Source organism: Paenibacillus zeisoli (genome assembly GCF_003994465.1).
Classification (GTDB): domain Bacteria; phylum Bacillota; class Bacilli; order Paenibacillales; family Paenibacillaceae; genus Fontibacillus; species Fontibacillus zeisoli.
Map to the genome: position 1 here is coordinate 32,147 of NZ_RZNX01000002.1, position 14,730 is coordinate 46,876.

The window sequence follows — 14,730 nt, forward strand, 5'->3', positions numbered from 1 at the left end:
CCTTTCTTCACATTTCGTGTTAATGCCCCGCTTGGTATTCCCCTTCAAGCTCAGCATGCGGGTCCATCTTGTCGCGTCCCATGAAGAACGCCGCAAGCAGGGCTAGAGCAGCAGGAATGATCGCCCATACGAAGGTTTGTACGATAGAAGACGACATGGCCGTAGAGATATTCTCCAGAATTTGCGGAGGAATCGCTTTACGTAACTCTGGAGACAGCAGCGCATGCGGATCCTTCAGATCCAGCTCTTTAGGAATTTCGCCTGCTGCTCCACCCCCTGCGCTCATCGACTCGGCAAGCTTTTTCGTGAACATATGACTCTGAATGATCCCAAATACCGTGATGCCAAGCGTCATCCCGAGGGAACGCAGGAAGTTCAGCGTCGAGCTCGCAGAGCCGCGTTCCTGCGGCCTAACTGAATGAATGGCTGCGTTACTTAGTACGGAGAACGAAGCCCCGATTCCCAAGCCCACAAGAATCATGAAGAAGCGCAGGGTCCACAGGGTGGTGGACTCATTCAAAGTCGTGAGCAGTCCAAGGCCAACAATTAGCAAAGCCAGGGTAGGAATCATAATGGTGCGATATTTGAGCTTCGTCATCAGGAAGCCGCCCATGGTTGCTGTCACTACGGATCCGAGCATCATAGGCAGGAGAACAAGTCCGGAGTTCGTTGGTTTCCCGCCGAGCACCCCCTGTATGAAGATCGGGATATACACCGATGCGGTAATAAACGCTGCCCCACTGAGAATACCGATGACGTTACTTGACCAGTAAATCTGGCTTTTGAACATTTTGAATGAAATAATCGGCTCTTTCGCCTTGCTCTCTGCAATCAGGAACAAGATAGTAAGGACTGCGAAGCCTGCGAACAAGCTTAGAATCTGCCACGAATCCCAAGCATACTTCTTACCGCCCAGCTCAAGGGCGAACATGAGACAGATGACAGCGGCAATCAGGGTGATCGCCCCAGCCCAGTCGATCGTCTGCTTGGCATGCTGACGTGACTCGTGGTAGAAGAATGCGATAAATACAAAGGCAATCAAGCCGAGAGGCAGGTTAATGTAGAAGATCCATTCCCACTGCGCATACTCCGTCAAATAAGCACCCAACAGCGGTCCGAAGATACTGGAAAGGCCGAACACAGCGCCAAATAGTCCGCCCAGCTTGCCTCTGGACTCTATCGGTACAGCATCGAACATAATGGTGAAGGCGATGGGAACCAGGGCTCCGCCCCCAATTCCTTGAATGGCACGGTAAATACTCAGTTCAACGATCGACGTTGCCGTTCCGCACAGCACGGAACCTAACATGAACACGATGATACCGAAAATAAAAAATCTTTTTCTTCCATACATGTCTGACAGCTTGCCAAAAATCGGCATCCCCGCCATCTCTGCGACCATGTAAGCCGAGGTTACCCAGACGAATTTGTCCAGTCCGCCCAACTTGCCGACAATATCCCCCATAGCCGTAGCTACGATGGTATTATCCATCGATGCCATCAGAATACCGAGCAGCAGGCCTGCAAGAACCAGGCCCATATTTTTCTTTTTCACTTCCATTACGTTCTAATTTCTCCTTTTCCCTATCCTATTTGGTTGTACTGCTCTATCTTGGAGGTTGGGTCCTGATGGAATGAATCTATATATTCAACCAGGCCAATCCTGCAGCCCGGACCGATTGTAACTTTACTACCACGTACAAATTCAGCTTCCGTATTCTCCAGCTCTATAACGTCGCCCTCTATGGAATCAACAATAAGCCGTTTCAATCCGCCTGTGTTGAACATCCCAAGCACCGCCCAGACACCGCCAGAACGCTTAATCCGAATCTGCCCTCCGCCGATTTCCTTGACCCGGCTTTCTCCGAATAGCCTCATCTCAATGTTCTCTGCATTCAGCATGCCATCCATATGCACCGAGCCATGGAGCTTGAATTTTTCTGCCTGACAGCCGCCTCTAACGGTATTATAACCGGACAATTCAATTTGTTCACCGTTTATTTGGCCGTCAATTCTGATTTCTCCACTTATCTTGGCAGCCTGGGCATCCAGGTCACCTCCAACATGAAGTTTGCCTATGGCACTGAGCTTCTCTCCCTGAAGAGGGCCCTGAACAATAAGTTCTCCGGTAAGCTTTAATGATTCCGTCTTCAACTTCCCAAAGACCACCGCATTCCCCGTACACTTGAAGCTCAGCGCGTCAATATCTCCGTTCAGCTCTCCATCACCCGTAATGTTCAGCTTCCCGACTATTCCCCCGGCCGATCCGCCAGTGCCTACAATCTTCACATCCGGTCTTTCTTGTAACGTACTCTTTCCTTCCATAACCTATCGCTCCTTTGTACCGAAGTGTATCTCTTTCTTATATATGCTTGGCTTGGGATACATCTGACTTGGGATCAGCCTCATAGGTGTCTTTATATTCAACATAATCAATCTCGCAACCGGGGCCAATACGCACCCTGCTGCCGCGTACGATGCGGGCCTTCGTATGCTCAAGTTCAATGTCATCGCCCTCAATAACGTCCGCCGTAAGCCTGGAGGCAAGCTTTCCCGAGAACAATTCAAGCAGTTTGGGAGCTGTGCCGCGCTTACGAATAATGATGTGTTCACCGCCTATTTCCCGGGCTTTGCATTTCCCAATCATCTCAAGTCTAATCGTACCTGCGTTGAGGAGTCCTTCGACCTGAAGATTTCCCCATACTTCCAGAATCTCACACTGCAGGTCCTTCTTGAGCTTCAGCGTGCCGTATATTTCAGCGTGCTCCCCTCTCGCCCCTGCGCCACACTTGAACATCCCATTGATCACAAGCTTGTCGAAGCGAACCTCTTCTTCTATATTAAGCATCCCGTCCGTACGAAAATCTCCGCTGTGCACAGGCCCGGTAATCTTCCCTGTTCCGTTAATGGTAATCTGCTCGGCTGTAAGCGGGGCATTCAGCTTCAGCTGTCCATTACATAGGAGCTCCTCACAATGTACCTCCCCGCCTATCGTTCCGATCCCATCGATCTGAACCCGTTTGTAGCGACCTCCCGCCGCTTGACCTACACCATTTAACTTCATATCCCGAATAGATTGTTCCACAGCTATTCCCCGCCTTCTCCAATTTTCAGCTTAAGCTCTTCCGTAACCTGGGCCATGGATAACCGGACAACTACCTTCACACCCCGGTCAAAATAAATCTCACTATTCTTCGACATCAGTATGAACGCCGCTACACCCATCTTGCGGATCAGCAGCAGTTCGCAATCCCTCCCCGCGAAGGCCGGGTAGTGCTCCGTAAGGGTCTGAACGAGCAGCCTGCCTTCTTCCATTGAGATATCGCCGCTCTGCAGCAGTCTCTCCAGCACAAATACCGAGAGAATCTTCTCGAACATAAAGGAGCCTTCATGCCTCGATGCCTTCAAATACACATCCAGCGCAATAGAGGTAACAATGTTACGTTCCAAAAGCTGCTCTGCTGTCAGAGAGATCTCTTTCAGGCTGGGTGAGAAGACGTCGGCCAGCTCATCCAGCGATAATCCATCTTTCATATTAAGGATTTTATCAATCCGGGAGAGGATTTTATCTTTGGGAAAAAAGGTCTCCTGCCCCGTAAAAGATGACTTTCGAATAAACCATTCTTCTGGAATCAGACTTTTTCTTTTCCAGCGGTACAGCTGCCCATAGGAGATTCCTGTAAGGTCCAACAGTTCTTTTTTGGAGATCAGTTCATCATTCATTATTACGATACCTCCTCCTTGCACGGTCAGTGTAACATAACATTGTTACGTTACGCAACATCCTATTCGCAAAACAGTGTATTGTACGTAAACAAAAAAATACGTTAACCCCGAACATGCTGTTCTGAATTACCGTTTTCTACAAAGCAAGATTAACGTGTATGTTCTTGGACTTTTACTTTTTGATGAAGGGTAATAGATCACGAATCCTAGATGGGTTATTCTACCAATCTATTATCCTATACTATTGACCCATAGTAGCTTGGTATGTATTATTATGGTAATTGCATACTTATTATGTCTGAAGAACCAGATATATCAGGCTTTGATCCTAAGGGGAATTGAACTTAGTATGCATAAATACATAGAAGAGGTGCTCATTTTGAAAAAGAAACTATCTTCAAAAATTCTATTAAGCACAACCGTACTTTCCATGGCTATTGCCGTAGGAGCCGTTGCTTATGCAGACTCTACAATCAAGAAAATTACCGCATATCAAAATTCAGCTCTTAAGGTAAAGGTAGACGGACAAGCAATCGATCTTTCCAGTGATGAAGGAACCATGTACCCTATTGAGTACAATGGACATAGCTACGTGTCTGCAAAGGCTCTAGCAGAAGGTTTAGGAGCAACGGTTAAATGGAACAATAGTACACAAACTGTAGAAGTGACCTCGAATAGCTCTACCCCATCCAATGCTGGAATTCCTGATAAGGACAACTCCTCAACTAGTACACCATCCTCCTCTTCTGCTAATACAGGTTCAGGCAGCAACTCTGGAAACAGTTCTGATAGCGGAAGCGAAGCATCTGGAGGATTTGTCACTAAACTGTCAACGGACTTTAATAAGGATACAGTTGCGTCCCAAAATAAAGGCCAAGCCCTTTCGTTCTTCAAAGCCTATGCCTATGCAGTTAAAACAGGAGAATTCGGCCGACTGGATAAATTCATTGACTCTTCTATTTCTACTGCTCCAGCCTCTAAGGATAGCTTCTGGAAAGGCCCAAGTGGCACGAAAGAGGACCTTCACGAAATTATTAAGAATACCAGACAAAAAAATGAACAATCTATTATTAATGAATGGTCTGATAAAATTCAGAATATGTCTACCTCTGATGTGAAAATTACATACACATCAAAACTTAGCAATATAGCGAGCTTTCAATATACTGTCCACCCTGAAGGTTTTGATGCATTTTCGGATATAGCTGCACACTTTGAATTTGAGGTTCCATATGGAAGCACTGGTTACTGGCTAACAGAGATCAATGTATACTAATCATAGGGTCACACCCCGGCTCCTTCACTATTGAAGGGCTTTTTTTACGGAGATGGTTTAAATATTTAGAATCGCTTCTCCTTTAAATATAGGTCCCTCCCATTGATCTACCTAGTTAACCTTAAAATTAAAACAACAAAAAGAGCGGCATCCCAGAACATGCTGTTCTGGATTACCGCTCCTACTCTATCCACGAATTTCAACTTGCCGCTTCCGGTTACTTAATTACCTCTTCAAGCTTGTTCATCATTTCATCCAATTGCTTGATAGATTCTACTATATCCACAACATGCTGCTGCTGGGCATGCGAGCTTGCCAGCACCTCTTCAACCGAGGCTGCAGATTCCTCAGTAAATGCAGCTACCGTGGTCACCTCTTGAAGCACTGTTTGAGAAGACTGCTGCAGCCTGGCATTCATGTCGCGAATTTGCTCAGCCTGCTGGAGCACCTCGGCCGTGTTGGCATGAATTCCGTCAAACAATTGTTCCACGCTATGCGCTGACTCTTTGCCCTCTGTGACTACCGTGAGGCCGTCTCCGACCAAGCTGGACGCCTGAGCAATTCGGCTCTGTATCGCTGCCAGAATACCGGCAATCTCCGTCGAGGCATCCTGTGCATGCTGGGCCAGCTTGCGAATCTCGGTGGCAACGACCGAGAACCCTTGCCCGTGCTCGCCAGCCCGGGCCGCTTCAATGGAAGCATTGAGAGAGAGCAGGTTGGTCTGATTCGCGATTTCACCAATCATTTCTACAATACTGCCAATCTTCTGATTCTCCTGATTGACCTCTTCCATGACTCCCGAGGTATCGGAGACGATATGATCAATTTGATTGATTTTGCTGGCCAGATCCTTCATTTGACCTTGTCCCTGAGTTGTAAAATCAGCTGTAACTCTGGATTTGTCACTCAGTTGAATAGATGCCTCCGTAGCGGCACTTACGTTCTGATTCACCTGCTCCATCGCCTCCGAAATATCCGAGACACTGACGGACTGCGTCGCAATGCCGCTGGCGATCTCGTTGAAAGCAAGAACAACCTGACCCGATATTTCACCGGTGTCTGATGCATTCTTCTGCAGGTTCGTAATCGATGCTCCCAGCACATGAACAGAGCCCTTTACCTCTACCAGCACTTCCTCCGTTCTTTCCTTGGCGGCTGCCGATTCAGCTGCGCTGGCCTCCTGCTGCCGGTTCATTTTTGCACCGATGAGACTTTGGGAGATCAACGCACCCAAGATGACGAAGAGGTACGCATTCATATAAAATACGTTTTCGCCCTCAAAAGTTGCTTTGGTCAGCACGAAATATGTAGTCATTCCCATAGCTACGATGCCGTTCAGGAGAAGGGGACGATAGTTGTGATAGATTGAGATGATCGCAAAGGAGAAGAAAATCAGAAAATAACTGCTAAATGCCTCGCTTTCCTCGATAAAGAAAAACGTGATCAGGCTAAGTCCAATAGACACCAGGTACATCACATAGCGGATTGCAACTTTTCTCCATACCAGAAGCACACATAGAATACAGATTGGGAGTCCGCTTATAGCCAGCGTCAGTCTAAGATGGTTCGAAGAGGATACCCCGACCCCGAGTAACAGCGAGATCCAGAGGAGCCATACCATCAGTTTATTTCGCTCATGCAGAGCCAGCAATTTATCAGACATTAAATTTCACATACTCCCCACATTTTTTTAATATATATATCGGCATATTCCTATGAAAATATGATGTATATACGTTGAACTATTGATTTACATACTAGTCAGCCGTATGAAAAGTTCCTACGATCGCTGTTGTTCCCAGAATTCTTAAGAGAATTTTATAGGTAGAAGTTTAATCACATAGCATATGTTTCCGATGTAGCTTTCTTTCAGAAAGCTTGCAGGCGAACGCTCCGCTTCTTCAGAATCATTTCACACTCTTGCTTATAGGTAATTCTTAATTTCACTTATGTAGTCAAAAAAACCGCGGAACCTGATGGTCCCGCGGAGTCCAGTGCCGATCCGCTTTCTATTTGCTCTTCTCAATATACTCAGTCACCCATTGCTCAGTAGCCTTCAGCTTCTCCCCGGCTCTGGAAATAGCTTCAGCCACCTGACTCGATGCCGTTCCCCCGTATACATTACGAGCGTTAACTACTGTCTCTGGCTGAAGGACACCATAAATGCTGTCGTCGAACAGCGGAGAGAATGTCTTGAATTCATCCAGGGTCAGATCCAGCAGATACTTGTTGTTCTGAATGCAGTATAGGACCGTCTTGCCAATTACCTCGTGAGCCTGACGGAATGGCAGGCCTTTGCCGACCAGGAAGTCTGCGATATCTGTCGCATTGGAGAAGTCCTGATTCACGGCTTCACGCATCCGCTGCTTGTTCACCTTCATCGTAGCAATCATGCCTGCGAACAGCTGCAGTGCGCCTTCAAGGGTAGCCACAGTATCGAACATGCCTTCCTTGTCTTCCTGCATGTCTTTGTTGTAAGCCAGAGGAAGGGACTTCAGCACGGTGAGCAGTCCAACCAGATTGCCATATACACGGCCGGTCTTCCCGCGTACAAGCTCGGCCACATCCGGGTTTTTCTTCTGCGGCATAATGCTGCTGCCTGTACAGTAAGCATCGTCAAGCTCTACAAAGCGGAATTCCGTGCTGCTCCAGAGCACCAGCTCCTCACACAAGCGGGACAGATGCATCATCAGAATAGAGGAATTCGACAGGAATTCCAGAATGAAGTCCCGGTCACTGACCGCATCCAGACTGTTCTCATATACCGCATCAAAGTTGAGCTGCTCAGCTACGTAATGACGGTCAATCGGGAATGTCGTTCCTGCCAGCGCACCTGCGCCCAGAGGAAGTACATTCACTCGCTTATAGCTGTCCTGGAACCGCTCAATATCGCGCTGGAACATGGAGACATAAGCCATCAAATGGTGGGCGAACAGAATCGGCTGCGCCCGCTGCAAATGCGTATAACCCGGTACAATCGTATCCAGATTAGCTTCGGCCTGTCCAATTAAGGCTTCCTGAACCGCATGAAGAAGTCCTGTTATTTCAACTATACGCTTACGCAGATACAAGTGCATGTCCGTAGCTACCTGATCATTACGGCTGCGGCCCGTATGCAGCTTTCCGCCTACCGAACCAATCTCCTCGATCAGATTCTTCTCGATGTTCATATGAATATCTTCATCTCCGACGGAGAATTCAATTTCTCCGCGGCGGATCTTGTTCAGAACGAGATGAAGGCCTTCCTTGATCCGGTCAACATCTTCAGACGGCAGGATGCCGCATTTGCCCAGCATGCTCACATGTGCCAGACTTCCTTGAACATCTTCCTCGGCCAGTGCTTTATCAAAACCGATCGAAGCAGTGTACTCTTCTACCAGGCGATTCGTCTGCTTCGTAAAACGGCCTCCCCACAGCTTGCTCACTAAATCCACTCCTTCTTCTGAATGCAGACCACGGGCCGCTCCCGGTGAAGAGAACGGCCTCATGGTTATGCTGTATTTATAATCATTTTCTATGTTCTAAATAAGTTGAATTATCGATTTTACACTTAGGGCGGCCGTGCGAAATGTTCCTCCGATCGCTGTTGTTCCCAGATTTCTTATTTAAAATTATGAGGTAGAAATCAGGTCACAAAGAATATGCTTCCGATGTAGCTTTCTTTCAGAAAGCTTGTAGGCGAACGCTTCGCTTCTCCAGAATCATTTCACACTCTTGCCAATGGGTAAATCATAAGTTCAACTTATTTAGTTATATAATTACTTATTCTGTTCTACGCCGGAACTTACTTTAAGCCGCAGGGCGTTCAAGCGGATGAATCCCGTAGCGTCCCCTTGGTCATAGGCTTGGGTCGGATCAGCTTCCATGGTAGCGATATCCGGATTATACAAGCTCACTGGGCTCTTCACGCCCGCACCAATCACATTGCCTTTGTACAGCTTCAGACGTACGGTTCCCGATACGTTCTTCTGGCTTTCGTTAACCAGCGCTTGCAGAGCAAGACGTTCAGGAGCGAACCAGAAGCCATTGTATACGAGCGTGCTATACCGTGTAATCAGGCTGTCGCGAAGATTCATAACTTCGCGGTCCATCGTGAGGGACTCCATCTTCCGGTGGGCTGTGAAAAGAATGGTTCCGCCTGGTGTCTCGTACACGCCGCGGCTCTTCATGCCGACAAAGCGGTTCTCCACCATGTCCACACGTCCGATGCCGTGCTTGCCGCCGAGCTCATTGAGGGTCTCCATCACGCCCAGCGGGCTGAGCTTCTCGCCATTCACGGCAACCACGTTGCCTTGAACAAACTCAAGCTCTACATATTCCGCTTCATTCGGTGCATCTTCCGGGGATACACTCAGCAGGTACATGTCCTTGCTGTCCTCTGCGCTTGGATCGAACCAAGGATCCTCCAGCACTCCGCTCTCATAGCTGATGTGCAGCAGATTGCGGTCAGTCGAATAAGGCTTGGCTGCCGAAGCCGTTACCGGAATGCCATGCTCTTCGGCATACGCGATCATCTCTGCGCGGCCTGGGAAGCGGTCACGGAACTCACTAAGACGCCAAGGCGCGATTACATTAATCTCTGGAGCAAGAGCCGCTGCCGCAAGCTCAAAGCGCACTTGGTCGTTCCCTTTGCCTGTTGCTCCGTGAGCGATAGCTGTTGCGCCTTCCGCACGAGCGATATCGACCATACGCTTCGCGATCAGCGGGCGGGCGATACTTGTACCGAGCAGATATTGGCCCTCATATTGGGCACCCGCCTGGAACATCGGGTAGATGAAATCCTGTGCGAATTCATCGCGCAGATCATCGATGTACACTTTGGAAGCGCCGGTAGCTAGTGCTTTTGCCTCCAGCCCGTCCAACTCGTCTTTCTGACCGATATCCGCTGTGAACGCGATAATCTCGGCGTCATAGGTCTCCTTCAGCCACTTCAGAATGACCGACGTATCCAGTCCGCCTGAGTACGCCAGTACGATTTTTTCTTTTGCCATGATATTCAGTGTCCTCCCTTAATAACCCAACTGCATACTATCTAGACCTAAGTCTATCACAAAAACTATCCGATGAGAGCCGCCATCAGCGCTTTCTGCGCATGAAGCCGATTCTCGGCCTGATCAAATATAATAGAGTTCGCTCCGTCAATGACATCCTCACTGACTTCTTCTCCGCGGTGAGCAGGCAGACAGTGGAGGAACAAGTAATCCGGTTTGGCATGCTTGGCAAGCTCGGCATTTACCTGATAGTTCTGGAACGCAACCTCGCGGGCTTTCTGCTCCTCTTCAAATCCCATGCTGGCCCATACGTCCGTGTAGATCACGTCCGCATCCTTCACCGCTTCTTCCGGACTGCGCAGCACTTCGATCTTCGCTCCGGTAGATTCCGCGATCTCTTGAGCCTGAGCGACTACCTGCTGATCCGGCTCATAGCCTTCAGGGCTTGCAATGGAGACATGAACTCCCAGCTTCGCGCCGCCGATCATGAGAGAATGAGCCATGTTATTGCCGTCGCCGACATAAGCGAGCTTCAGTCCCTTAAGAGTGCCCTTATGCTCAAGCACCGTCTGGAAATCGGCAAGCACCTGACATGGATGGGCCAGATCGCTCAGCCCGTTAATGACCGGCACCGTAGCGTACCGGGCCAGATCCACCACGTTGTTGTGGCCGAACGTACGAATCATGATCCCATCCAGATAACGGGACATGACCTTGGCCGTATCGCTGATTGTCTCCCCGCGTCCAAGCTGGATATCGTTCTTGCTCAGGAAGAGGGCGTGACCGCCCAGCTGATATGTACCCACCTCGAAGGAGACCCGGGTTCTTGTTGAGGATTTCTCAAAAATAAGTCCGACTGTCTTCCCCTTCAGCGGTTGGTATTCTTCCCCATTCTTATGCTTCTGCTTGATCTCAATAGCAAGATCAAGAAGATATTGAATTTCCTCTGTACTGAAGTCTGTCAATTCCACGCAATCGCGGCCCTTAAGGTCGAATGCGGCATTCGCTTCCGTTAGACTCATCTTCATCTACTCCTTCTTGGCCTGATGGCGCTGAATAACTCCATCGATAATGTCCACAGCCTGGTCGATTTCTTCATGCGTTACTAGCAAGCTTGGCAGAAGACGGATCACATTCGGTCCGGCCGTGACGAACAGTAGACCGTTCTTTTGCCCTTCACTTACAAGCTCAGCGACAGGTCCGTCGCATTCAATTCCAACGATGAGGCCTTTGCCCCGTATATCCAGTACGAATGGATGACCGGCAAGCTTCTCTTTGAGCTTGCTCTGCAAATATTCACCCATCTCCGCAGCTCTCTGTGGTACCTGATCTTCCTGCATGGCTTCTACGGTTGCAACAATAGCTGTTGCCGCGATAGGATTTCCTCCGAACGTTGAAGCGTGACTACCAGCAGAGAACGCCTCACGCAAATATCCTTTGGCCAGCATCACGCCAGCGGCGATTCCGCTTGCTACCCCTTTGGCCAGGGTGAAAATATCCGGTTCCACACCGTAATGCTGGTGGCCGAACCATTTGCCTGTGCGGCCCATTCCGGTCTGCACCTCATCGACAATAAGCAGAATGCCATGTTCCTTGCACAGCGCCGCCACTTCATTCAAGAATTCAGGCTGTACTAGATTAATGCCGCCTTCGGCCTGAACCATTTCCAGCATAATGCCTGCCGTATTGGGTCCAATCGCAGCCTTTAGCGCCTCAATATCATGAAGCTCTACGGTCTTAAAGCCCTCAGGAAGCGGAAGGAAGCCTTCCTTCACCTTATCCTGTCCGGTTGCTGTAAGTGTCGCGAGCGTACGTCCGTGGAACGATTGCTTGAACGTAATAATCTCATAGCGCTGTTCGCCTTTGATCTTCTGGTGATAACGGCGGGCCAGCTTGATGGCCGCTTCATTCGCCTCAGCCCCGCTGTTACAGAAGAACGCTAGATCTGCTGAGCTTAGCCCTGTCAACAGACGGGCCGCGGTCTCCTGCTGTGGGATCTGGAACAGGTTGGATACATGCCACAGCTGATCCAGCTGATCCTTGATCTTATTCTTGACCTTTTCGGGCGCATGGCCGAGATTAGTGACCGCAATTCCGCTGAAAAAATCCAAATAGCGGTTACCCTGATCATCCCAGAGCCAGCTCCCCTGCCCTTTTACCAAAGAAATCGGGAACCTCGCCCCGTAATTCGGAAACAGCGCGCTTACCGACTCGCTGCTGCGGTTATCCTTGACCTCTTGTTCCTTACCTTCTGCCTGACCCAGTTCCTGCAAATTGGATTCTGCCATCGTTTTCGCTGCCTCCTTAAATTGAAAAATTGTATAAGCAAGTACCCGCTTCGAATTCCGTAATTTCCCGGCCGCTCATACTAAGAGCGACTGGTCTTCATTCGGACAATGCGGGTCCCAATGGCTTCTCCGGACAGCACGCGGCTGAGCACATTCGGCTCACTGCCGTTCACAATAACAACCTCTTTCACTTGACCATGGATACAGGCTACAGCAGCACGAACCTTGGGAATCATTCCGCCGTAAATTTCACCCGTTAGAATCATATCTTCAATTTGTTGTACGGTCACTGTAGGGAGAACTCGCTTCTCTCCGCCCACGGTGCTCAGAATTCCTGGCACATCCGTTACAACGATCATCTGCTGAACTCCAAGCTTGGATGCCACGGCTCCAGCCGCCGTGTCCGCATTTATATTATACCGCTGTCCATTCTCACTCACACCAACAGGAGCAATGATCGGCATATATCCTAGGGACGTCACACCTTCAATGATCGAAGCTTTCACTTCGGTTACATCTCCGACCAGGCCGACTTCAGCGCTTGCGGCTACAGGTTTGGCCTGAATCAGGAAGCCATCTACCCCGGACAGTCCCAGCGCCTGCCCACCCAGGGTCTGAATCCGGCGGACAATCTGCTTGTTAATGCTGCCTGACAGTACCATCTCGACCACATCCAGCACCTCTTCAGACGTATAACGCAGCCCACCGACGAACTTGGTCTCAATGCCAAGCTTCGCGAGATTCTCCGAGATTGCAGGGCCTCCGCCGTGAACAATCACGGGCTGAATTCCACTGCGCTGAAGTGCGATTAAATCCTCAAAAAAGGAATCTGGCAGCTCGTTCAGCGTACTGCCTCCGCATTTCATGACGAATGTCTTGTAGGCCTGTTCTCCGGCCAACTCCTTCTGCTCACCTTGCAATGCTGAATTCATGATCCTGCTCCCTTCTCCTTTGGGTGACTCTGATTGTATACGTACGTTGATCTGCTGATGCCCGCTCCGCTGTCGGATCATTCTTACGATCGCTGTTGTCTCCCGATTTCCTGATCTTACTACCCCAAAGGGTAGAAATCTGGAGACAAAGGCGAACGCTTCGCTTCTTCAGAACGATTCCGACCTCTCCGCTGAGTTCGGTGCTTAACTTCCCTGTAATTACAAACGTCTAAAATGTTAAAATTTTAAAAGCACCTTATATATTGATGACGTTAAGTCCGATAAGCGGCGTTAATCCGCACATAATCGTAAGTTAGGTCGCAGCCCCATGCAGTGGCTGTTCCTTCGCCATTCTTCAAATCTACCACAATGCGAACCGTGTCGCCCTTGAGATAGGCCAGCGCCTCGTCTTCGTCAAATGTGACCGGCTTCGATCCGGTCAGCACCGCAATCTCTCCGAGGTGAATGTCGACCGTCTCGGGATTCACCGGCTCGCCTGCGCGTCCAATCGCTGCAATAATACGGCCCCAGTTGGCGTCCGCTCCGAATACAGCCGACTTTACCAAGCTGGACCCCACGATCGTCTTCGCGATAGCCCGCGCGGACAAGTCACTTACCGCCCCGCTCACCTCTACCTCGACAAGACGAGTCGCTCCCTCGCCATCACGGGCAATCGCCTGAGCCAGAACCTGGCATACATGCCTGAATGCGGCGGCGAATCCATCCCAATCCGGATGCTTCTCGGTCAGTTCCTTATTGCCGGAAAGCCCGCTTGCCATAGCCAGCAGCATGTCATTCGTACTGGTATCTCCGTCAACGGTAATCATATTGAAGGTAACATCCGTTGCATCTTTGATCAGGGACTGAAGCGCATCCGGGTGGATCGCTGCATCGGTGGTAACGAATCCAAGCATGGTTGCCATGTTCGGATGGATCATTCCTGATCCCTTCGCCGCTCCGGCGATTTTCACTTCACGGTCATCAATGACCAAAGAGACACAGACTTCCTTTTTGACCAAATCTGTAGTCAGGATCGCTTGGCAGAACTGCTCGGCCCCGTCCTCATCCGTAGACATAACTGCAGGAAGTCCGGATATCCCGCTGCTGACCCGGTCCATTTTCATTAATTCCCCGATCACGCCGGTCGAAGCCACCGCGACATCCGAAGGGGATACGCCCAGCACCTTAGCCGTCTCTTCGCGCATCGCATAAGCATCTGCTTCACCCTGTTTGCCTGTGCAGGCATTCGCATTGCCGCTATTCACAACAACTGCACGAAGGGTGCGGCTAGCTGCAAGGCTATCTTGAGTCACTTTGATCGGCGCAGCCTGAAATACATTCGTGGTGTAGACGGCCGCGGCAACCGCCGGTACTTCACATAGAATCGCAGCCAGGTCATTGCGTGTTGTTTTCTTCAGACCGCAGTGCAGTCCACCCGCCTTGAACCCTTTCGGTGCCGTTACAGAACCGCCCTCAACCACTTTAAACAAACTTGCTACTCCCATCATGTCCTCCGT

12 protein-coding genes are annotated in these 14,730 nt (G+C 49.7%); 1 reads left to right on the plus strand and 11 read right to left on the minus strand.

Annotated elements, in window-relative coordinates:
- Nucleotides 1–19: 19 nt before the first annotated feature.
- The 4 genes from EJP77_RS06195 to EJP77_RS06210 are packed head-to-tail and all read right to left on the minus strand — an operon-like array spanning nt 20 to nt 3,723.
- On the minus strand, nt 20–1,561 hold the full coding sequence (locus tag EJP77_RS06195) for an MDR family MFS transporter (protein WP_127198359.1): 1,542 nt from the start codon (nt 1,559–1,561) through the stop codon (nt 20–22).
- A 23-nt stretch (nt 1,562–1,584) separates the two neighbouring features.
- The gene (locus EJP77_RS06200) at nt 1,585–2,325 is read right to left on the minus strand and encodes a hypothetical protein (protein WP_127198360.1); all 741 of its coding nucleotides are present in this window, start codon (nt 2,323–2,325) and stop codon (nt 1,585–1,587) included.
- Between the two features lie 37 nt (nt 2,326–2,362).
- Entirely contained in the window at nt 2,363–3,085 is a 723-nt protein-coding gene (locus tag EJP77_RS06205) for a hypothetical protein (protein ID WP_127198361.1), read from the minus strand.
- Between the two features lie 2 nt (nt 3,086–3,087).
- Nucleotides 3,088–3,723, minus strand: a complete 636-nt coding sequence (locus tag EJP77_RS06210) for a YhbD family protein (protein ID WP_127198362.1) — start codon at nt 3,721–3,723, stop codon at nt 3,088–3,090.
- A gap of 382 nt (nt 3,724–4,105) precedes the next feature.
- On the opposite strand from EJP77_RS06210, the gene EJP77_RS06215 reads away from it, so the two are divergent.
- Nucleotides 4,106–5,002, plus strand: coding sequence for a stalk domain-containing protein (locus EJP77_RS06215; RefSeq protein ID WP_185897201.1), 897 nt, complete (start codon nt 4,106–4,108; stop codon nt 5,000–5,002).
- A 217-nt stretch (nt 5,003–5,219) separates the two neighbouring features.
- On the opposite strand, the gene EJP77_RS06220 is transcribed toward EJP77_RS06215, so the two are convergent.
- The 7 genes from EJP77_RS06220 to argJ all read right to left on the minus strand — a co-directional run bounded on the left by EJP77_RS06220 (nt 5,220) and on the right by argJ (nt 14,718).
- On the minus strand, nt 5,220–6,665 hold the full coding sequence (locus EJP77_RS06220) for a methyl-accepting chemotaxis protein (RefSeq protein ID WP_127198364.1): 1,446 nt from the start codon (nt 6,663–6,665) through the stop codon (nt 5,220–5,222).
- A gap of 346 nt (nt 6,666–7,011) precedes the next feature.
- The gene (gene argH, locus EJP77_RS06225; RefSeq protein ID WP_127198365.1) at nt 7,012–8,427 is read right to left on the minus strand and encodes an argininosuccinate lyase; all 1,416 of its coding nucleotides are present in this window, start codon (nt 8,425–8,427) and stop codon (nt 7,012–7,014) included.
- Between the two features lie 333 nt (nt 8,428–8,760).
- Nucleotides 8,761–9,993: an argininosuccinate synthase gene (locus EJP77_RS06230; RefSeq protein WP_127198366.1), complete on the minus strand. Its 1,233-nt coding sequence runs from the start codon at nt 9,991–9,993 to the stop codon at nt 8,761–8,763.
- A 65-nt stretch (nt 9,994–10,058) separates the two neighbouring features.
- Nucleotides 10,059–11,015: an ornithine carbamoyltransferase gene (gene argF / locus EJP77_RS06235; protein WP_127198367.1), complete on the minus strand. Its 957-nt coding sequence runs from the start codon at nt 11,013–11,015 to the stop codon at nt 10,059–10,061.
- A gap of 6 nt (nt 11,016–11,021) precedes the next feature.
- Nucleotides 11,022–12,281: an aspartate aminotransferase family protein gene (locus tag EJP77_RS06240; protein ID WP_127198368.1), complete on the minus strand. Its 1,260-nt coding sequence runs from the start codon at nt 12,279–12,281 to the stop codon at nt 11,022–11,024.
- Between the two features lie 80 nt (nt 12,282–12,361).
- On the minus strand, nt 12,362–13,213 hold the full coding sequence (gene argB / locus EJP77_RS06245) for an acetylglutamate kinase (protein ID WP_127198369.1): 852 nt from the start codon (nt 13,211–13,213) through the stop codon (nt 12,362–12,364).
- Nucleotides 13,214–13,485: 272 nt separating this feature from the next.
- Nucleotides 13,486–14,718, minus strand: a complete 1,233-nt coding sequence (argJ, locus tag EJP77_RS06250) for a bifunctional ornithine acetyltransferase/N-acetylglutamate synthase (protein ID WP_127198883.1) — start codon at nt 14,716–14,718, stop codon at nt 13,486–13,488.
- Nucleotides 14,719–14,730: the final 12 nt, after the last annotated feature.